Origin of the sequence: Pseudomonas sp. DCB_AW (assembly GCF_026240895.1) — a bacterium.
Taxonomy (GTDB): Bacteria; Pseudomonadota; Gammaproteobacteria; order Pseudomonadales; family Pseudomonadaceae; genus Aquipseudomonas; species Aquipseudomonas kermanshahensis.
In genome coordinates this window covers 1-20750 of the sequence record NZ_JAPFCE010000082.1, presented here as the reverse complement: position 1 = coordinate 20750, position 20750 = coordinate 1, and the positions used below count along the sequence as shown (strand labels likewise).

The following is a 20750-nucleotide window of genomic DNA, read 5'->3' as shown; positions in this document are numbered from 1 at the left end:
GACCGCCTTGTTTGTTCGACGCGATATCGCGTCATGCGCCAAGGCGGTCGCGCGCGTTTGCCCCAGGAATAATTGGCCCGAAACAAACGTAGGAGCGAGCGTTGCTCGCGATGCGCCGCGCGGGCGGCGCTCGATTCCACAGGCGCTGAATATCCTGAGGCGAACCCATCACCCTTTCATTCTAGGCATCTCGATCCGGTGCTCATGCACCCGCCGATACAGCGTCGCCCGCGATATCCCCAACGCCCGCGCCGCATCAGCCGGCTTCCAGCGGTGCCGGATCAGCGCATCCAGCAACAGTTGCCGAGCCGGGCTGCTGGCATCCACCTCAGCAGACGCCACGGCATCGCCGCGCACCTCCTGCGGCAAATCCTCAAGCCGCACCCACCCGCCCTCACTCACCGCACAGGCATAACGCAACACCTGCCGCAGTTGGCGCAGGTTCCCTGGCCAACGGTAAAGCAGCAGCGCCTGCAATGCATCGTCCGCCAACACCACCTCTACCCCGCACGCTTCGGCTTCTTCGGCTAACAGTTGATGAATCAAACCCAGCCGATCCTCCCGCTCACGCAACGGCGGCAGCGCGAACCGGGCGTTGGCCAGGCGGAAGTACAGGTCCTCACGAAAACGCCCATCCGCCACCATTGCCGCCAGGTCTCGGTGTGTCGCACAGATCACCTGGATGTCCACCCGCTCACGCCGCGCCGCGCCCAAGGGCGCCACTTCGCCCTCCGCCAGCACGCGCAGCAGCCGGGTTTGCAGGTTCAGTGGCATGTCGCCGATTTCGTCGAGAAACAGGGTGCCGCCATCAGCTTGCTGTAAAAGCCCTTGCATGCCTTTGCTGGAGGCGCCGGTAAAGGCCCCGGCTACATAGCCGAACAGCTCGCTCTCGATCAGGCTCTCAGGGATGGCCGCACAGTTCAGCGTGACGAAAGGCCCCTCGCGCCGCTGGCTTTGCCGGTGCAACTGGCGGGCGAAAACCTCTTTGCCCGAGCCCGTTTCGCCTTGCACCAGCACCGCCAGGCTACAGTCCTTGACCCGCGTGGCCAGGCGCAGGTGCTGCTCGATGCGCGCGTCCTGTGCCTGGCGCAAAGGCTGCGGGCGCGGGCGCCGTTGCGGTGCGCTGACGCGGCCATACAGTTCGCCCCAGCCTGGCAAGCGTTGGGCCGAGGCCTCGTTACTGCAGCGCAGCTGGCCCAGGTCGAACAGCTCGCCGATGTGCTCAGGCAAGCAGCCTAGGCGCTCCACCAGGCGCTGCCGGGCCAGGCTGTTGATTGCCTGCAGGCGGCCATCGGCATCCCAGGCCAGCAGGTAGTCGGGCTGGCTTTCGACATAGCCCGGCGTACCATGCGCGCGCATCACCCAATGGCCCTGGGCACTGTGCATGAAGAAGGCGTTTTCTATCTCGCGTGCGGTCTGCTCGACCAACTGCCGAATCAGGTGCTGGCTGCGGCGATCGTCCGGGGATCGCAAGGCCGAGACATCCACCACGCCCAGCAGCTCGCCCAGTGGGTCGAATACCGGTGCCGCCGTGCAGGTCAGGCCGATGAAGGCGGCGCGAAAATGATCGCGCTTGTGCACCGTGACCGGCGCCTTGCTGGTCAGCACCGCCGCCACCCCACAGGTGCCCTCCTCGCCTTCCGACCAGCAGGTGCCCAGGTACAACCCAGCTTTGCGGCAGTCATTGCGGATGGCGGACTCAACCCGGTAATCGATGGTCTGCCCCTGGGCATCGGTGAGCAGCACGCAATAGTCGGCGCCGCGGACCTGCTCATGCAGCCGTGCCACGGCGTCGCCGGCGATGCGCAGAAACAGCTCGGCACGTTCTCGGCATTCGTTGAGCAGGCTTTGCGAAAGGATACGTGGCCCCTGCTGGGAGCCTGGGTCGAGGCGATACAGGTGCATGGAGCGGCGCCAGGAATCGAGGATCAGCGGCGGCACCGGTGCCTGTGGCAGGCGGTCGGCGTTTTTCAGCACCCGGCTGACGCAGTCGACATGGGCTCGGGAGTTCGCGGCAAGCATTCAGGCCCTCCGGTTCTCATTGCTGTTTTTATCGTTGTGCGGCCATTAAGCGCTTCCGGGCATGCCCCGACAAGCACTGTGTGAATACCGGCTCGCTTGAGACGCAGCGTCTCAGCGTCTCGGCAAAAGCCGCCGCAACCTGGTACCCCGCGTCTCGCCGGGCATGCTGGGCGCACGCACTTTCCTACGCACAGACCGCTCTGGCACAGCCACTTCAGGCAGATGAAACAAAGCTGGCACCTCCCTTGCTCTGTCCCTGACAAACAAGAATACGAGGTGCGCCATGCCGCAACCCACCCCGACTGTCGGGATCATTGCCAACCCTGCCTCCGGCCGTGACCTGCGCCGCCTGACCGCCAGTGCCGGGCTCTATTCGAGCACCGACAAGGCGTCGGCGATCCAGCGGCTGTTGGCCGCCTTCGGTGCCACCGGCATCGGCCGGGTGCTGCTGCCGACCGACATGACCGGCATCGCCGCCGCCGTGCTCAAGGCCAGCCAAGGCCCCGCTGCCCGCGATCAGCACTGGCCGAACATCGAGGTGCTCGACCTGCCATTGACCCAGACCGTTGCCGATACCCGCCTGGCCACCCGACGCATGGTCGGCCAAGGCGTGGCGATGATCGCGGTGCTCGGCGGCGACGGCACCCACAAGGCAGTGGCAGCAGAAGCCGGTGACATCCCACTGCTGACCTTGTCCACCGGCACCAACAATGCCTTCCCGGAATTACGCGAAGCCACCAGCGCCGGCCTGGCGGGCGGCTTGCTCGCCAGCGGCCGCGTGCCCGCCAGCATCGGCCTGCGCCGCAACAAGCGCTTGCGGGTGAAGGTGCCCGAGCAGCAGTTGGACGAGTGGGCACTGGTGGAAGTCGCCGTTTCGCCCCAGCGTTTCATCGGCGCCCGCGCCCTGAGCCGCAGCGAAGACCTCAGCGAGGTGTTCGCCTGCTTCGCCGAACCCCATGCCATTGGCCTGTCCGCCCTGTGCGGCTTGTGGTGCCCGGTGTCACGCCAGGACCCGCACGGCGCCTGGGTGCGCCTGAACCCCGGCGCCGAGCAGGCCCTGCTCGCGCCCCTGGCGCCTGGCCTGCTGCAAGGCTGCGGCATCACCGCCAGCGGCGTGCTGACGCCGGGCGTCGCCCATCGCCTGAGCCTAAGCAGCGGCACCCTGGCCCTGGATGGCGAACGCGAGATCGAATTCGCCGAGCACGACACCCCCACCATCACCCTGGAGCACCAAGGCCCGCTCACCGTGGACGTCGAGGCCGTGCTGGCCCACGCCGCCCGCCATCACCTGCTGGCCGTGTCGCGCGGCCACCGGCTACACCCTGCAACCGCGTGTTGAGACAACCCTGGAGAACAACAAGATGTCCAATCAACTCAGTACAGAACAACTACTGCATGCCTATGAAGTGATGCGCACCATCCGCGCCTTCGAGGAACGTCTGCACGTGGAATTCGCCACCGGCGAAATCCCCGGCTTCGTCCACCTCTATGCCGGCGAAGAAGCGTCCGCCGCAGGCGTCATGGCCCACCTGCGTGACAGCGACTGCATCGCCTCGACCCACCGCGGCCATGGCCACTGCATCGCCAAGGGCGTAGACGTGTACGGCATGATGGCCGAGATCTACGGCAAGAAAACCGGTGTGTGCGGCGGCAAGGGCGGCTCGATGCACATTGCCGACCTGGAAAAAGGCATGCTCGGTGCCAACGGCATCGTCGGGGCCGGTGCGCCATTGGTTGCAGGCGCCGCGCTGGCCGCCAAGCTCAAGGGCCGCGATGACGTGTCGGTGGCCTTCTTCGGCGACGGTGCCTCCAACGAAGGCGCCGTGTTCGAAGCCATGAACATGGCCTCGATCATGAACCTGCCGTGCATCTTCGTCGCCGAGAACAATGGCTATGCCGAGGCCACGGCGTCGAACTGGTCGGTGGCCTGCGACCACATTGCCGACCGCGCTGCCGGCTTTGGCATGCCGGGCGTGACCATCGATGGCTTTGACTTCTTCGCCGTGTACGAAGCCGCGGGCGCCGCCATTGAGCGTGCGCGCTCCGGGCAAGGCCCCTCGCTGATCGAGGTCAAGCTCAGCCGCTACTACGGCCACTTCGAAGGGGATGCGCAAACCTACCGCGCCCCGGATGAAGTGAAGAACCTGCGCGAGTCCCGCGATTGCCTGATGCAGTTCCGCAACAAGACCACCCGTGCCGGCCTGCTCAGCGCCGAGCAACTCGACGCCATCGATGCGCGTGTCGAAGACCTGATCGAAGACGCCGTGCGCCGCGCCAAATCCGATCCCAAGCCACAGCCCGCCGACCTGCTCAGCGACGTCTACGTCAGCTACCCCTGAGCCGCGGATTACAAGAACAACAGGAGAATCACCATGGCAAGAAAGATCAGCTACCAGCAGGCCATCAACGAAGCCTTGGCCCAGGAAATGCGCCGCGACAGCACTGTGTTCATCATTGGCGAAGACGTGGCTGGCGGTGCCGGTGCGCCCGGCGAAGAGGACGCCTGGGGTGGTGTGCTGGGCGTGACCAAGGGCCTGTATCACCAGTTCCCTGGGCGGGTGCTCGACGCGCCGCTGTCGGAAATCGGCTATGTCGGCGCCGCCGTGGGTGCCGCAACCCAAGGCCTGCGCCCGGTGTGCGAACTGATGTTCGTCGACTTCGCCGGCTGCTGCCTGGACCAGATCCTCAACCAGGCCGCCAAATTCCGCTACATGTTCGGCGGCAAGGCCGTGACCCCGCTGGTGATGCGCACCATGTACGGCGCTGGCCTGCGCGCTGCGGCCCAGCACTCGCAGATGCTCACCTCGCTGTGGACACACATCCCCGGCCTTAAGGTGGTCTGCCCGTCCTCGCCATACGATGCCAAGGGCTTGTTGATCCAGGCGATACGCGACAACGACCCGGTGATCTTCTGCGAGCACAAGCTGCTCTACAGCCTGCAGGGCGAGGTGCCGGAAGAGGTCTACAGCGTGCCGTTCGGCGAAGCCAACTTCCTGCGCGACGGCGACGACGTGACCCTGGTGACCTACGGGCGCATGGTCCATGTGGCGCTGGAAGCCGCCAACAACCTGGCCCGCCAAGGCATCGACTGCGAAGTGCTGGACCTGCGCACCACCAGCCCGCTGGATGAAGACAGCATCCTGGAGAGTGTCGAGAAAACCGGCCGCCTGGTGGTGATCGACGAAGCCAACCCGCGCTGCTCCATGGCCACCGACATCAGCGCACTGGTGGCGCAGAAAGCCTTCAGCGCCCTCAAGGGCCCGATCGAGATGGTCACCGCGCCGCACACGCCGGTGCCGTTCTCCGATGCGCTGGAAGACCTGTACATCCCCGACGCGGCGAAGATCGAGGCCGCCGTGCGCAAAGTGATCGAAGCTGCAAGGAGCGCCGCATGAGCCAGATCCATACGCTGACCATGCCCAAGTGGGGCCTGTCGATGACCGAGGGCCGGGTGGACACCTGGCTCAAGCAGGAAGGTGACCCCATCAACAAAGGCGACGAAGTGCTGGACGTCGAGACCGACAAGATCAGCAGCAGCGTCGAAGCCCCCTTCAGCGGTGTACTGCGCCGCCTGGTGGCCAAGCCGGATGAAACCCTGCCGGTCGGCGCGTTGCTGGCGGTGGTGGTGGAAGGCGAAGCCGACGAGGCCGAGATCGATGCCGTGGTGCAGCGCTTCCAGGCCGAATTCGTCGCCGAAGGTGGCGCCGACCAGGCACAAGGGCCAACCCCGCAAAAAGCCGACGTGGGCGGCCGCCTGTTGCGCTGGTTCGAACTGGGCGAAGGCGCAACGCCGCTGGTGCTGGTGCATGGCTTTGGCGGTGATTTGAACAACTGGTTGTTCAACCACCCGGCGTTGGCGGCCGAGCGTCGCGTCATCGCCCTTGACCTGCCGGGGCACGGGGAGTCGGCCAAGGCGCTGCAACGCGGCGACCTGGATGAACTGAGCGAAACCGTGCTGGCACTGCTCGACCACCTGGACATCCCCCGCGCCCACCTGGCCGGGCACTCGATGGGCGGCGCTGTCAGCCTCAACCTGGCGCGCCTGGCGCCACAGCGGGTGGCCAGCCTCACCCTGGTGGCCAGTGCAGGGCTTGGGGCTGCGATCAACGGGCAGTACCTGCAAGGTTTCGTGGCTGCAGCGAACCGCAATGCACTCAAGCCGCAAATGGTGCAGTTGTTTGCCGACCCGGCGCTGGTCACCCGGCAATTGCTGGAGGATATGCTCAAGTTCAAGCGCCTGGAGGGCGTCGATGCGGCGCTGCGCCAGCTGGTGTCGGCCATCGCCGAGGGCGACCAGCAGCGCCACGACCTGCGCGGCGTGCTGGGGCAGCACCCGGCGCTGGTGATTTGGGGCGGCAAGGACGCGATTATCCCGGCCAGCCATGCCGACGGGCTGGAAGCCGAAGTGCTGGTACTGCCGGACGCTGGCCATATGGTGCAGATGGAGGCGGCTGAACAGGTCAACCGGAAGATGGTGGATTTCTTGCGGGGGCATTGAGGGAATGAGGGGCATGGCTTGGGGTGGTGTCTGGGTTTAGAAGTGCATGCCTTGAGGGGTTCTGCGCCTGTGAGATCGAGCGCCGCCCGCGCGGCGCTTCGCAGCACAAGGCTGCTCCCACATCTGTTCCGGGCCAGTGACGCCTGTGCCAGCGCACGCGGCCGCCTTGTTTGTCCGACGCGATATTGAGGCGGGCACCAAGAAGGCCGCGCGCCCATGCCCCAGGAATAATTGGCCCGAAACAGATGTGGGAGCAGCCTTGTGCTGCGAAGCGCCGCGCGGGCGGCGCTCGATCTCACAGGCGCTGCCCTAATCAAGGCCTGCACCTGTCAGCCCCCACCTAATCCCCCGACATGCACCCCGCCATCGCGCGATCTGTAAGGTATTTCCGAACCTGAAACGAAATGCTTCAGCTCTCATCATCAAGCGAATTATCCTACGAGCCTGTCGGAGGTCGCTCCATTGTCGGGGAAACATCTCAGGGATAACGTCTCAGGGTCGCCATGTTTGGTGACCGGGCGTGAGAAACCCGAAGGTGTGTGATTGCGGCATTCGTCATGGCAGCCGTGCGCGGGCAGGCTTCGGCCTGGCCGAGCTCACACGTCCTCGGATTTCTCACCCCGTGCACGGTCGCCACCCTAGTCCCGTGAGAAAGGACCCTGTGGAGGCTATTTTCTGAACCGACGTGTGAGTTGTGATTATGAAGAAGATTGTCCCAGATCCACCCAAAACGCTGACTTCCCGCCCCTTCTACAGCATCAACCAAGACATGCCCTCGGTAGACGCCGTGATCCATGCTCTCCAGTTGATGAGCGGTATCGAAGACACCCTGGACGAATACATCTGCGCCAATGCGGGTGAGCCGGGCATCAACATGCTGGTCAATGCGGTGCATCACCTACAGATGACCAAAGCGCTGGCCGAGTTGCTGTTGCGTCGCCAGGCCGGGAGCATCACCTAGCATTGATACTGCTCCGCCCACAAGGGCAGCGCAGATACTGGAGCGGCCTTGCCGGGGCGCTCCTACAAAGCCTGCGGGCCTGTTGTTTATCTGCTTATGCCCTATCTGTCTCAGCCCCCCATTCTGCGTCATACTCGGCAGACCTATTGCCCGGTCTCCACCATGCGTCCACTGCTCCCTGTCACCCTGATCCTGTTGCTCGCCGCGTGCGGAGATGGCGAATCGCTACTGCCTCCGGACGCGCGCCTGCCCGACGGCGGGCGTTACCGGGGCGAGGTGGTCAATGGCCTGCTGCAAGGCGAGGGCCGCATCGACTACCCCAATGGCAGCTGGTACGCCGGCAGTTTCAAGGACGGCCAATGGCATGGTCAGGGTGAGTGGCACGGCCAAAACGGTGAAGTCTACCGGGGCCAGTTCGCCGAGGGCCTGTTCCAGGGTCTCGGCGACTTGACCACGCCAGGCAGCCACTATGCCGGCACCTTCAGCCACGGCCGACGCGACGGTGAAGGTACCCTCAAGCAAGCCGACCAGACCTACCGCGGCCAGTTCAAGGACGACCAGTACGAAGGCGCAGGCGAGTTGGAGCTGGCCGACGGCAGCCGCTACCAGGGCCTGTTCGCCAAAGGCAAACCGAACGGCGCCGGCGTGCGCAGCGACGCCAGCGGCAACCAGTTCAGCGGCCGTTTCGTCGATGGCCTGCTGCAAGGCAGCGGCACCTACGACAGCGTCGACGGCGAGCAGTACATCGGGGAGTTCAAGGACAACCGCCTGGAAGGCCGCGGCCGCTATGAAAGCGCCGAAGGTGACGTGTGGATCGGCGAATTCAAGGATGGCTCACTGGTGGGCGAAGGTGAACTGCTCGGCAGCGATGGCAGCCATTACAAAGGCGGTTTCGTTGACTGGCACTTTTCTGGCCAAGGCAACCTGCAACTGGCCGACGGCAGCCAGTACATCGGCGCCTTCGAAAACGATGCCTACCATGGCAAAGGCCGGCTGACCCTGAGCAACGGCAAGGTCGAGGGTGGCACTTGGGTCAATGGCGTACGCGTGCGCGACGAAAAGGGCACGCTGTTGCCCGACCCGCTGGACCTGGCCTTGCTCAACCAGGGCCGCCTGCTAGAGGACGCGCTGGCACGGGTGCCGCCTACCGCGCCGGCCATCCAGTTATACAGCCTGGTCGTGGCCGGCGATGGCCAGCAAAGTGTGTTCCTGCGCGAAGCCGACTATGTCAGCAACATGCTCAAGGTCCGTTTTGGCGCCCGTGGCCAGGTCACCCTGGTCAACCACCGGGACCACATGGCCAGCCGCCCCATGGCCACCCGCGAGAACCTCACCCGCGCCGCCCGTACCCTGGCCGAACGCAGCGGCCCCGAGGACCTGGTGTTCATCTACCTCACCAGCCACGGCAGCCACGACCACCAACTGGTGCTCGACCAACCCCGCCTGCAACTGGCCGACCTGTCCGCCGACGAGCTGGCCAGTGCCCTGGCACCGCTGAAAGAGCGCGACAAGGTAATCGTCATCTCGGCCTGCTATTCAGGGGGCTACATCGCGCCGCTCAAAGACGATCGCACGGTGATCATGACCGCCGCCCGCGCCGATCGGGTGTCGTTCGGTTGCTCGGAGGAAGCCGACTTCACCTACTTTGGCGATGCCCTGTTCGCCGAGGCGCTGAACCAGACCGACGACCTGAAACAGGCGTTTGAACTGGCACGCGCCAGCGTTGCCGAAAGAGAACGAAAGGACGGTTTCGAAGCCTCTGAACCGCAGCTTTGGGCGCCGCCAGCAGTACTGGCACACTGGCAGCACCTACGCCGGCAACAGGCCGAGGAAGCGCTACGCAATGCTGCACAAGCGACGGTGGAGCAGCAGGAAAAAAAGCCCGGCAACCACTAAGCTTGTGTGTAACAAGGGAGAGACATCATGTATTTGACGCCTCAGCATGTCCTGCTTGCCGGTGCCACGGGTCTGACGGGTGAACACCTGCTAGACCGCCTACTCAACGAACCGACCATCAGCCGGGTCCTGGCCCCTACGCGCCGGCCGCTGGCCGAACACCCGCACCTGGAAAACCCAGTGGGCGACCCGGCGGTGTTTCTTCCGCAGCTGGCCGGGCGTGTCGATATCGCCTATTGCTGCCTGGGCACCACGCTCAAACAGGCCGGCTCCGAATCGGCTTTCCGCGCCGTCGACCTGGACATGGTCGTGGCCTTCAGCAAGCGCGCCCGGGAACTCGGTGCACGCCATTTGCTGGTTGTCAGCGCAGTCGGCGCCGACCCTAAATCATCGATCTTCTACAACCGCGTCAAGGGTGAAATGGAGGAAGCGCTGAAGGCCCAGGACTGGCCACAGCTGACCATCGTCCGCCCGTCGGTGCTGCTGGGTGATCGCATTGAGCCGCGCTTTGGCGAGCAACTGATTTCGCCGCTTTCCAAGCTGATACCTGGGAAGTATCGGGGTATCGAGGCGTGCACCCTGGCACGGGCGCTGTGGCGCCTGGCGCTGGAGGAAGAAGACGGGGTGCGGGTGATCGAGTCGGATGAACTGCGCCGCCTGGGCAAAAACTAACGCCGCACGTGCTCCCGCACAGATTACGCGTTAATACCGTAATCAAAGCCCGCCGGTGGCCTGGAAGCCAACGCCTGCTGCCGTCAGCAACGACAACGGCAGCAGCAGCGTATCCAGTAACAGGCTACCGGGCAGATCCAGGCCTGGGTAGGCGGGCGCCAGCGCGCCGAAATGATCTTTTGGGCAGCACCCGCCGTTCATCACATACAGGTCCAGCCGCGTTCCGGCATACACCACCGGCGCGCCTGGCTTGTTGGCATCCAGCGTGCGCACCGTGGCGCAGCCACTGAGCAGCGCAAACGCCACCAACCCCGACAGTGCTCGCTTCAATCATCCGCCCCAAAGTGATGTTCACCCCAACGCGGCAGCATGTCCTGAGGGATGTCCAGCAGGTTGAGAATGCGTGCAACGACGAAATCGATCAGGTCGTCGATGGTCTGCGGCTGATGGTAGAAGCCTGGGGCCGCAGGCAAGATCACGGCACCCATCTGCGACAGCTTGAGCATGTTCTCCAGGTGGATCGTCGAGAACGGGGCTTCACGCGGCACCAGGATCAACTGGCGGCGCTCCTTCAAGGTGACGTCGGCAGCGCGCTCGATCAGGTTGTTGCAAGCACCGGTGGCAATCGCCGACAAGGTACCCGTGGAACACGGCACCACCACCATCGCCGCCGGCGCGCCAGAGCCCGAGGCCACCGGCGACATCCAGTCTTCCTTGCCATACACGCGGATCTGGCCGTCGGCAGCGCCGGTGTATTCGGTCAGAAACGCCTGCATCGCCTGGGGCTTGGGCGGCAGCAACACATCGGTTTCGGTGGACATCACCAGCTGCGCGGCCTTGGAAATGAGGAAATGCACCTCGCGGTCCTCACGCACCAGGCAATCAAGCAGGCGCAGGCCATATTGCGCGCCAGAGGCGCCCGTCATGGCCAGGGTGATGCGCGCCGGCCCGCTCACTTGAGCGCCTCGGCCAGTTTGCCGTGCAAGCCGCCGAAGCCGCCGTTGCTCATGATCACCACGTGGGTGCCCGGCCGTGCCTGGCCCTTGATGCGCTCGATGATCGCTTCGAGGCTGTCGGCAACCACGCTCGGCACGGTGCACTGCGCCGCCGTGGCGGCCAGGTCCCAGCCCAGGTTAGCCGGTGCGTACCAGATGACCTGGTCGGCATCGTTGACGCTTTCCGGCAGGCCATCGCGGTGGGCACCCAGCTTCATCGAGTTGGAGCGCGGCTCGATCACCGCAATCACCGGTGCTTCACCTACGCGCTTGCGCAGGCCGTCGAGGGTGGTGGCGATGGCGGTCGGGTGGTGAGCGAAGTCATCGTAGATGGTCACGCCCTGCACTTCAGCGACCTTCTCCATGCGCCGCTTGACGCTTTTAAAGGCGCTCAACCCGGCGATACCCATGGCCGGCACTACACCGACATGGCGGGCCGCAGCCAGGGTTGCCAAGGCATTGGCGACGTTGTGCTGACCGGTCAGCGCCCAATCGACAACGCCCTGTGCCTCGCCCTCGAACAGCACTTCGAAGCGCGACCCATCGGGGCTGAGCAGGCGCGCCTGCCATTGGCCGCCTTCACCGGTGGTTTGCACCGGGGTCCAGCAACCCATGCCGATGACCCGCTCCAGCGCCTGTTCGGTGGTCGGATGGATCACCAGGCCTTCGCTCGGGATCGTGCGCACCAAGTGGTGGAACTGGCGCTCGATGGAGGCCAGATCGGGGAAGATGTCCGCGTGATCGAACTCAAGGTTGTTGAGAATCGCGGTGCGCGGGTGGTAGTGGACGAACTTCGAGCGTTTATCGAAGAACGCACTGTCGTACTCGTCGGCCTCGACCACGAAGAACGGGGTGTCGCCCAAACGCGCGGACACCGAGAAGTTCTGTGGCACGCCGCCGATCAAGAACCCAGGGCTCATGCCGGCATGCTCCAGCACCCAGGCCAGCATGCTGCTGGTGGTGGTCTTGCCATGGGTACCGGCAACGGCCAATACCCAGCGGCCCTGCAGCACGTGGTCAGCCAGCCACTGAGGGCCAGAGACATAGGGCAGGCCCTTGTTCAACACGTATTCCACCGCCGGGTTGCCCCGCGACATGGCGTTGCCGACCACGACCAAGTCGGGTGCCGGGTCTAGCTGAGCCGGGTCATAGCCCTGGGTCAGCTCGATGCCCTGGGCTTCGAGCTGGGTGCTCATCGGGGGATAGACATTGGCGTCGGAGCCGGTGACGCGGTGGCCAAGCTCTTTGGCCAGGACCGCCAGGGAACCCATGAACGTGCCGCAAATACCGAGAATGTGAATATGCATGGTCGACCTCGCAAAACATCGAGGCAGGGTAGCCCAGGGCGCGGGAAATCGCACCCGCTGTTTCGCTCAGCCGACCCGGGTGATGCCGTGTTTGCGCAGTTTTCGATACAAAGTATTGCGGCTGATGCCCAGGTGCTCGGCAACGCGGGTCAAGTGCCAGTGTTTTGCCTCCAGCACTGACAGCAGAGCTTCGCACTCAGCGTCCTCAAGGCGCACTGGCGCGCTCTTGTGGGTGAGACTGTTTTGCTCCTCGTGTGGGAGCGTGCTTGCCCCGCGAACACCGGCAAAGCCGGTGCCATCCACCGCGTTGCCTGCTTCGCGGGGCAAGCCCGCCCCCACAGGGGCCGCATTACTCCGGAAAGTCGCGGGCAGGTCGGAGAACCCGATGAAGGTGTTATCGCAAAGCGCCACGAGCGTGCGCAATACATTGCGCATCTGCCGCACGTTCCCCGGCCAGGCAAAGTCCAGCAACGCCTGACGCGCACTGGGCTCCAGTTCGAACCGTTGCCCCTGGGCTTCCTGACGCAGCAAAAAGTCCAGCAACTGGCCCTTGTCACTGCGCTCACGCACTGATGGCAAGGCCACCTCCAGCCCGTTCAGCCGGTAATACAGGTCTTCGCGGAAGCTGCCCTGCGCCACCCGCTCCAGCAGGTCGCGGTGGGTGGCACTGACGATGCGCACGTCCACGGCCTGGGGCTCACCGCCAATCGGCACCACCTGGCGCTCTTCCAGGACCCGCAACAGGCGCGTCTGCAAGGCCAGTGGCATGTCACCAATCTCGTCCAGCAACAACGTGCCGCCGTCGGCCTGCAGCAGCTTGCCGCGCATGCCTTCCTTGCGTGCGCCGGTAAAGCTGCCACCGCGATAACCGAACAGCTCGCTTTCGATCAGGCTCTCTGGGATCGAGGCGCAGTTGATCGCCACGAACGGCTTGCCGCGACGCTGGCTGGCCTGGTGCACGGCCTGGGCGAACGCCTCCTTGCCGCAACCGGTCTCGCCACGCAACAGCAGCGGCACATCACGCTCGAATACCCGCACGCAGCGGCGGAAGTCGTTTTGCAACGCCGGGTCGAGCAGGCAGATGCCTGGCGCTTCAGCACGCTGGGGCTGGGGCTGGCTGAGCGGTACTGACCAGACCGGCGTACGCGCCTGGCCTCGCAGGCTGGCAAACACCTGGCGGCCGTCGCGTGTCTGCAACGGCCAGACGGTACTGCCGCCCGGCACGGCGCGGCTGAACAGTTCGTCGTGGCTGCAAGCAAAAAACCGCTCCACCGGTTGCCCCAGCACGCCACCGCGAACGGTGCCCAACAGGTTGAGCGCGCTCTGGTTGGCGGCGCAAATCCGCCCGTCACCCTCGAAGGCCAGCAAGCCCTCGCTGAACAAGCCGACCGACTCAGCCTGCAGATGAAAGCGCAGCAGCCACTGCTGCTGAAAATGACGCAGGAAATAACAGCTCTCGATCATCTTCGCCGAGAGGTTGACCAAGGCCATGGTGTGGAACTGGCTCTGCCGCGACACATCGGGCCGCGCCGACGACACGTCGAGTACCGCCAGCAGTTCGCCATGCGGGTCGAACACCGGGCTTGCCGAGCAGGTCAGGCCGGTGTGGCGGCCACGAAAGTGTTCGTGCTGATGAATGGTCAGGGCCTGGCGCTCGACCAGGCAGGTGCCGATACCGTTGGTGCCTTCGCGCGCTTCGCTCCAGTCGGCGCCCAGCCACAGCCCTGCCCGCTCGAAGATGCGCCGCTCGCTGGGTGCACTGACACAGTTGAGGATCACCCCACGGGCATCGGTCAGCAGCACCGCATGGCCAGCGCCAGAGAGCTGCTGATGCAGGCTGTTCATCTCGGCGTCGGCAATTTTCAGCACCTGGTGCAGGCGCTCGCGGGTTTCCAGCAAGCGCCCGTGTTCAAGCACCACGGGGGCCTCGATCAGCGTCGGGTCGAGGTGGTAATCCTCGAGGCAGCGCAGCCAGGACCGGGCGATCGCCGGGTCACTGCCGCCCGCCCCGGCTTCACCGTGGGCAACGGTATGCACTTGCTGGGCATGGCGACTCAAGTGATTGCTCTGCATGTGTTGTGGTTCTCCGCAGATCGAGCGTTCAGCCAGCATCCTCCACCCGGCGGGCCTTTGCAATGCACCTGCTGGCAGCGTGTCGCAAATGGCACAAAGTGTCACACAGGCCGTACCACGGCTGGCACAGCGGGCTTTCACAGCCCTCTGAAAATTACGCTAAGTGCTTGATTTAGCAGACCCTCAAAACACTGGCCCAACCTTTGCTCTACGCTTTTCAACTCCCTAACAAACACAATAGCCAGGAGACACACCATGCGTTACGCACATCCCGGTACCGAAGGCGCGAAGGTTTCCTTCAAGAGCCGCTACGGCAACTACATCGGTGGTGAATTCGTAGCTCCGGTCAAGGGGCAGTACTTCGAAAACACCTCCCCGGTGAATGGCAAGCTGATCGCAGAGTTTCCCCGCTCCACTGCCGAAGACATCGACAAAGCCCTGGATGCCGCCCACGCCGCCGCCGATGCCTGGGGCCGCACGTCCGTCCAGGACCGCTCCAACGTGCTGCTGAAAATCGCCGACCGCATCGAGCAGAACCTTGAAGTCCTGGCCATTACCGAAACCTGGGACAACGGCAAGCCAATCCGCGAAACCCTCAACGCCGACATCCCGCTGGCGGTCGATCACTTCCGTTACTTCGCCGGTTGCATCCGTGCCCAAGAGGGCGGCGCTGCCGAAATCAACGAAGGCACCGTCGCCTATCACATTCACGAGCCTCTGGGCGTGGTCGGGCAGATCATCCCGTGGAACTTCCCGCTGCTGATGGCCGCGTGGAAACTCGCCCCAGCCCTGGCCGCAGGCAACTGCGTGGTCCTCAAACCCGCCGAGCAGACCCCGCTGGGCATCACTGTACTGATGGAGCTGATCGGCGACCTGCTGCCCAAAGGCGTGCTCAACGTCGTCCAGGGGTATGGCCGTGAAGCGGGCGAAGCGCTGGCCACCAGCAAACGCATCGCCAAAATCGCCTTCACCGGTTCGACCCCGGTCGGCTCGCACATCATGAAATGCGCCGCCGAAAACATCATCCCGTCCACCGTCGAGCTGGGCGGCAAGTCGCCTAACGTGTACTTCGAAGACATCATGCAGGCCGAGCCGAGCTTCATCGAGAAGGCCGCCGAAGGCATGGTGCTGGCATTCTTCAACCAGGGCGAAGTGTGCACCTGCCCGTCGCGTGCCCTGGTGCAGGAGTCGATCTACCCGCAGTTCATGGAAGTGGTGATGAAGAAGGTCCTGCAGATCAAGCGTGGGGATCCGCTGGACACCGACACCATGGTCGGCGCCCAGGCGTCGCAACAGCAGTTCGAGAAGATCCTGTCGTACCTGGAAATTGCCAAGGAAGAAGGCGCCGAGCTGCTGACCGGCGGCAAGGTGGAAAAACTCGAAGGCGCGCTGTCGACCGGTTACTACATCCAACCGACCCTGCTCAAGGGCAACAACAAGATGCGCGTGTTCCAGGAAGAAATCTTCGGCCCGGTGGTCAGCGTCACCACCTTCAAGGACGAAGCCGAAGCCCTGGCGATTGCCAACGACACCGAGTTCGGCCTGGGTGCCGGTGTGTGGACCCGCGACATCAACCGCGCCTATCGCATGGGCCGCGGCATCAAGGCTGGCCGCGTGTGGACCAACTGCTACCACCTGTACCCGGCGCATGCCGCGTTTGGCGGTTACAAGAAGTCCGGCGTTGGGCGTGAGACCCACAAGATGATGCTCGATCACTACCAGCAGACCAAGAACCTGCTGGTGAGTTACGACATCAATCCGTTGGGCTTCTTCTAAACCTGAGATGGCTGCGGGGGCTGCTTTGCAGCCCTCCGCAGCGGTTCATCACCACCACAAGCCAAAGCGGTTCCCGCACACGAACCGCTCTGGCTCGCTTCCTGCAGTACCTATCACCATGGGCTGGAAGTCCCTCCGGCCACCAAGAAAAACAACAGGTGAAACTATGCCAAGCGATCATTCCGGTAATGTGCCGGCAGGCTCTTCTGTCGACTTCGAAAAAGTCGGTTCGGACTATTTCCAGCAACGTGAACTGAAAAAAGGCGCAGCAGGCTGGGTGCTGTTGGTTGGCCTCGGGGTCGCCTATGTGATCTCCGGCGACTACGCCGGGTGGAACTTCGGCCTGGCCCAAGGCGGCTGGGGCGGTATGTTCCTCGCCACCCTGCTGATGGCCACCATGTACCTGTGCATGTGCTTCTCGTTGGCCGAGTTGTCGTCGATGATCCCCACTGCAGGCGGCGGCTACGGCTTTGCCCGCAGCGCCTTTGGCCCATGGGGCGGTTTTCTTACCGGCACGGCCATCCTCATCGAATATGCCATTGCCCCGGCGGCCATCGCCGTGTTCATCGGCGCCTATTGTGAGTCACTGTTCGGCATCGGCGGCTGGGTCATCTACCTGGCGTTCTACATCGTGTTCATCGGCATCCACATCTTCGGCGTCGGCGAAGCGCTGAAGCTGATGTTCATCATCACCGCCATTGCCGCCATTGCCTTGGGCGTGTTCCTGGTGAGCATGGTGCCCCATTTTGATGCAGCCAACCTGTTCGACATCGCCAAGACCGACGCCGCTGGCGCCAGCAGTTTCCTGCCGTTCGGCTACGTCGGCGTGTGGGCCGCAATCCCTTACGCCATCTGGTTCTTCCTCGCCGTCGAAGGCGTGCCGCTGGCCGCCGAAGAAACCAAGAACCCAAAACGCGACCTGCCCCGCGGCCTGATCGGCGCGATGCTGGTGCTGCTGGCCTTCGCCCTGCTGATCCTGGTGATCGGCCCTGGCGCGGCGGGTTCCGAAGCGCTCAAGGCCTCCGGTAACCCACTGGTCGAGGCACTGTCCAAAGCCTATGGCGGTTCCACCTGGATGGGCAGCTTCGTCAACCTGGTCGGCCTGGCTGGCCTGATTGCCAGCTTCTTCTCGATCATCTATGCCTACTCGCGGCAGATCTTCGCGCTGTCCCGCGCCGGCTACCTGCCGCGCAAACTCTCCGAGACCAACAAAAGCAAAGCGCCGGTCCTGGCCCTGATCATCCCCGGCCTCATCGGTTTCGGGCTGTCGCTGACCGGCCAGGGCGACCTGCTGATTCTGGTCGCGGTGTTCGGCGCCACGCTGTCCTACGTGCTGATGATGGCTGCACACATCACCCTGCGCATCCGCCGTCCGAAAATGGAACGCCCGTATCGCACCCCGGGCGGCGTCTTCACCTCGGGCGTAGCCCTGGTACTGGCGTGCATCGCCGTGGTGGCGGGCTTCCTGGTCGACCCGCGGGTTGTGATTGGCGCCGCGGTGATCTATGGAGTATTAATTGCCTACTTTGCGTTCTACAGCCGCCACCACCTGGTAGCGGGCACACCGGAAGAGGAATTCGCCGCGATCCAGAAGGCCGAAGAGGCCTTGCACTGATCGCCGACACCCGCCGCGGGCCAGCCCCGCGGCGCTCTGGAGAATCTGTATGGCAAGTTTCGTACACACGGTAGGCCACCTGGTCTACCGCTTCGACAGCCTCAAGGACGTGATGGCCAAGGCCAGCCCCGCGCGTTCTGGGGATTTCCTGGCCGGTGTCGCCGCCAGCAACGACGGTGAGCGGGTCGCCGCGCAGATGGCCTTGGCCAACATCCCGCTGACGCACTTTTTGACCGAGGCGTTGATCCCCTATGAAGAGGACGAGGTCACCCGCCTGATCATCGACACTCACGATGCCCAGGCCTTCGCACCGGTCAGCCACCTCACCGTGGGCGGCCTGCGTGACTGGCTGCTCAGCGAAGAAGCCGACGAAGACAGCCTGCGCGCGCTGGCGCCGGGCCTGACACCGGAAATGGCGGCGGCGGTGTCGAAGATCATGCGCGTCCAGGACCTGATCCTGGTGGCGCAGAAGATCCGCGTGGTTACCCGTTTCCGCGGCACCATGGGCCTGCGCGGGCGCCTGTCGACCCGCCTGCAACCCAACCACCCGACCGACGAACCCGCTGGCATCGCCGCCAGCATCCTCGATGGCCTGCTGTACGGCAACGGCGACGCCATGATCGGCATCAACCCGGCCACCGACAGCATCGCCTCGATCTGTGCCCTGCTGGAAATGCTCGATGCAATCATCCAGCGCTACGACATCCCCACCCAGGCCTGCGTGCTGACCCACGTCACCACCTCGATCGAAGCGATCAACCGTGGCGTGCCGCTGGACCTGGTGTTCCAGTCGATCGCCGGTACCGAAGCTGCCAACGCAGGCTTTGGCATCAACCTCAACGTGTTGCAGGAGGGTTACGAAGCGGGCCTGTCGCTCAAGCGCGGCACCCTTGGGCAAAACCTCATGTATTTCGAGACCGGCCAGGGCAGTGCCCTGTCGGCCAACGCCCACCACGGCGTCGACCAGCAGACCTGCGAAACCCGTGCCTACGCCGTGGCCCGGCACTTCAAGCCGTTTCTGGTCAATACCGTGGTCGGTTTCATCGGCCCGGAGTACCTGTACAACGGCAAGCAAATCATCCGCGCCGGCCTCGAAGACCACTTTTGCGGCAAGCTGCTGGGCGTGCCGATGGGTTGCGACATCTGCTACACCAACCACGCCGAAGCCGACCAGGACGACATGGACACCTTGCTGACCTTGCTGGGTGTGGCCGGGATCAACTTCATCATGGGCATCCCCGGCTCCGACGACATCATGCTCAACTACCAGACCACGTCGTTCCATGACGCGCTGTATGCGCGCCAGACCCTGGGCCTGAAGCCCGGCCCCGAATTTGAAGCATGGCTGGCGCGCACCGGCATCTTTACCCAGGCCGATGGCCGGGTGCGCTTTGGTGACAACCTGCCGCCGGCGTTCCGCCAGGCGTTGGCACAGCTTGCATAGGGATGACCATGGACCCTCGCACCGTAACCCCCGACAACCCCTGGCTGGCCCTGCGTACCCTGACCCCGGCCCGTATCGCCCTGGGCCGCACCGGCACCAGCCTGCCGACCGGCGCACAATTGGACTTCCAGTTCGCGCATGCCCAGGCCCGCGATGCCGTACACCTGCCCTTCGACCATGCCGGGCTGACCGCCCAGCTCAGTGACCGCGGGCGCGACAGCCTGGTGTTGCACAGCGCCGCCCACGACCGCGACCAATACCTGCAGCGCCCGGACCTGGGCCGGCGGCTGAACGAAGACTCGATCGAAACCCTGCGCCAGCATGCCCAGGCCAACCCGGGCGGTGTCGACCTGGCCATCGTCGTCGCTGACGGCCTCTCGGCCCTAGCCGTGCACCGCCATACCCTGCCGTTTCTGACCCGTTTCGAGGAACAGGCCGCTGCCGACGGCTGGACCAGCGCGCCGGTGGTGCTGGTGGAACAGGGCCGCGTGGCCGTGGCCGATGAGGTTGGCGAGTTACTGAGCGCACGGATGACCGTGATGCTGATCGGCGAGCGCCCGGGGTTGAGCTCGCCCGACAGCCTCGGCCTGTATTTCACCTACGCGCCGCGGGTCGGCCTGACTGACGCCTACCGCAACTGCATCTCCAACGTGCGCCTTGAGGGCCTGAGCTATGGCATGGCGGCCCACCGCTTGCTGTACCTGATGCGTGAAGCCTGTCGCCGGCAGCTTTCCGGGGTGAATCTGAAGGACGAAGCCGAGGTCCATAGCCTGGAGAGCGATACCCCCGCCAGCCAAAAAGGAAACTTTCTGCTCGGAAAAGGGTAAAAATCATGTCACGGAAGGCGGATTGCGCTTCTCGCACGCATTAGGCAGCATGCTGTTGAGAGCGGCTGGCAATCCGCTGTTTCCCCAAATGGATCCTGAGGGCCGCACATGCGTATCATCAAGGCAACCCTGGAACACCTCGACCTGCTGACCCCCCTGTTCGTCAAATACCGCGAGTTCTATGGGCAATTGCCCTACCCGGACAGCTCACGCAGCTTTCTGGAAAAGCGCCTGAAGCGGGACGAGTCGGTGATTTACCTGGCACTGGCGGATGACGATGCCAGCAAATTGCTCGGCTTCTGCCAGCTGTATCCAAGCTTTTCGTCGCTGTCGCTCAAACGCGTGTGGATTCTCAACGACATCTATGTGGCCGAAGACTCGCGACGCATGCTGGTGGCCGACCACCTGATGCGCGAGGCCAAGAAGATGGCGAAAGAGACCAATGCCGTGCGGATGCGGGTGTCGACCAGCGCCAACAATGAGGCAGCGCAAAAGACCTACGAGTCCATCGGCTTTCGCAAGGACACCGAGTTCGAGAGCTACATCCTGCCGATCCATCAGGATTGACCTGCGCAGGCCTTATCACCTGTACCTGTAGGCGCAGCCTTGTGCTGCGAAGAGGCCGGTGCTAGCACTGTTAATCTCTACTGCTGGCACCGGCCTC

General features: G+C 64.1%; 17 protein-coding genes. 12 read left to right on the top strand and 5 right to left on the bottom strand.

Annotated elements, in window-relative coordinates:
• Positions 1 to 168: 168 nt before the first annotated feature.
• Positions 169 to 2022 (bottom strand): sigma-54-dependent Fis family transcriptional regulator, encoded by a 1854-nt coding sequence (locus tag OO306_RS25165; protein WP_265970172.1) that lies wholly within the window; start codon positions 2020 to 2022, stop codon positions 169 to 171.
• A gap of 283 nt (positions 2023 to 2305) precedes the next feature.
• Here OO306_RS25165 and OO306_RS25160 point away from each other — a divergent pair, with 283 nt between their 5' ends.
• The 7 genes from OO306_RS25160 (at position 2306) to OO306_RS25130 (ending at position 10049) form a co-directional block, all read left to right on the top strand.
• Positions 2306 to 3361, top strand: a complete 1056-nt coding sequence (locus OO306_RS25160; protein ID WP_265970171.1) for an ATP-NAD kinase family protein — start codon at positions 2306 to 2308, stop codon at positions 3359 to 3361.
• Positions 3362 to 3383: 22 nt separating this feature from the next.
• On the top strand, positions 3384 to 4361 hold the full coding sequence (locus tag OO306_RS25155) for a thiamine pyrophosphate-dependent dehydrogenase E1 component subunit alpha (RefSeq protein WP_027594944.1): 978 nt from the start codon (positions 3384 to 3386) through the stop codon (positions 4359 to 4361).
• 33 nt (positions 4362 to 4394) lie between these two features.
• The gene (locus tag OO306_RS25150; protein ID WP_186682121.1) at positions 4395 to 5417 is read left to right on the top strand and encodes an alpha-ketoacid dehydrogenase subunit beta; all 1023 of its coding nucleotides are present in this window, start codon (positions 4395 to 4397) and stop codon (positions 5415 to 5417) included.
• On the top strand, positions 5414 to 6520 hold the full coding sequence (locus OO306_RS25145) for an acetoin dehydrogenase dihydrolipoyllysine-residue acetyltransferase subunit (protein WP_265970170.1): 1107 nt from the start codon (positions 5414 to 5416) through the stop codon (positions 6518 to 6520). The genes OO306_RS25150 and OO306_RS25145 overlap by 4 nt, the downstream gene beginning before the upstream one ends.
• 700 nt (positions 6521 to 7220) lie before the next feature.
• Positions 7221 to 7481 carry a hypothetical protein gene (locus OO306_RS25140; protein ID WP_265970169.1) on the top strand — a complete coding sequence of 87 codons (261 nt, stop codon included), beginning with the start codon at positions 7221 to 7223 and terminating at the stop codon, positions 7479 to 7481.
• A 162-nt stretch (positions 7482 to 7643) separates the two neighbouring features.
• Positions 7644 to 9377, top strand: coding sequence for a C13 family peptidase (locus tag OO306_RS25135; protein ID WP_265970168.1), 1734 nt, complete (start codon positions 7644 to 7646; stop codon positions 9375 to 9377).
• Between the two features lie 27 nt (positions 9378 to 9404).
• Complete coding sequence (locus tag OO306_RS25130) at positions 9405 to 10049, top strand: oxidoreductase (protein WP_027594940.1); 645 nt, start codon at positions 9405 to 9407, stop codon at positions 10047 to 10049.
• A gap of 42 nt (positions 10050 to 10091) precedes the next feature.
• On the opposite strand, the gene OO306_RS25125 is transcribed toward OO306_RS25130, so the two are convergent.
• The 4 genes from OO306_RS25125 to OO306_RS25110 form a co-directional block, all read right to left on the bottom strand.
• Positions 10092 to 10379: a YceK/YidQ family lipoprotein gene (locus tag OO306_RS25125; protein ID WP_265970167.1), complete on the bottom strand. Its 288-nt coding sequence runs from the start codon at positions 10377 to 10379 to the stop codon at positions 10092 to 10094.
• Positions 10376 to 11005, bottom strand: a complete 630-nt coding sequence (ubiX, locus tag OO306_RS25120) for a flavin prenyltransferase UbiX (protein WP_027594938.1) — start codon at positions 11003 to 11005, stop codon at positions 10376 to 10378. The genes OO306_RS25125 and ubiX overlap by 4 nt, the downstream gene beginning before the upstream one ends.
• Positions 11002 to 12351, bottom strand: a complete 1350-nt coding sequence (gene mpl, locus OO306_RS25115) for a UDP-N-acetylmuramate:L-alanyl-gamma-D-glutamyl-meso-diaminopimelate ligase (protein ID WP_085274005.1) — start codon at positions 12349 to 12351, stop codon at positions 11002 to 11004. Before mpl ends, ubiX begins: the two co-directional genes overlap by 4 nt.
• A gap of 66 nt (positions 12352 to 12417) precedes the next feature.
• Complete coding sequence (locus OO306_RS25110; RefSeq protein WP_265970166.1) at positions 12418 to 14424, bottom strand: sigma-54-dependent Fis family transcriptional regulator; 2007 nt, start codon at positions 14422 to 14424, stop codon at positions 12418 to 12420.
• 255 nt (positions 14425 to 14679) lie between these two features.
• On the opposite strand from OO306_RS25110, the gene OO306_RS25105 reads away from it, so the two are divergent.
• The 5 genes from OO306_RS25105 (at position 14680) to OO306_RS25085 (ending at position 20653) form a co-directional block, all read left to right on the top strand.
• Complete coding sequence (locus tag OO306_RS25105) at positions 14680 to 16200, top strand: aldehyde dehydrogenase family protein (protein ID WP_099428235.1); 1521 nt, start codon at positions 14680 to 14682, stop codon at positions 16198 to 16200.
• A gap of 166 nt (positions 16201 to 16366) precedes the next feature.
• A complete protein-coding gene (gene eat, locus OO306_RS25100; protein WP_099428234.1) occupies positions 16367 to 17815 on the top strand; it encodes an ethanolamine permease in 1449 nt (482 codons plus the stop codon).
• A gap of 49 nt (positions 17816 to 17864) precedes the next feature.
• Complete coding sequence (locus OO306_RS25095; protein WP_027594933.1) at positions 17865 to 19259, top strand: ethanolamine ammonia-lyase subunit EutB; 1395 nt, start codon at positions 17865 to 17867, stop codon at positions 19257 to 19259.
• Between the two features lie 8 nt (positions 19260 to 19267).
• The gene (gene eutC, locus OO306_RS25090) at positions 19268 to 20086 is read left to right on the top strand and encodes an ethanolamine ammonia-lyase subunit EutC (RefSeq protein ID WP_265970165.1); all 819 of its coding nucleotides are present in this window, start codon (positions 19268 to 19270) and stop codon (positions 20084 to 20086) included.
• 108 nt (positions 20087 to 20194) lie between these two features.
• Positions 20195 to 20653: a GNAT family N-acetyltransferase gene (locus OO306_RS25085; RefSeq protein ID WP_085274007.1), complete on the top strand. Its 459-nt coding sequence runs from the start codon at positions 20195 to 20197 to the stop codon at positions 20651 to 20653.
• Positions 20654 to 20750 lie beyond the last annotated feature (97 nt).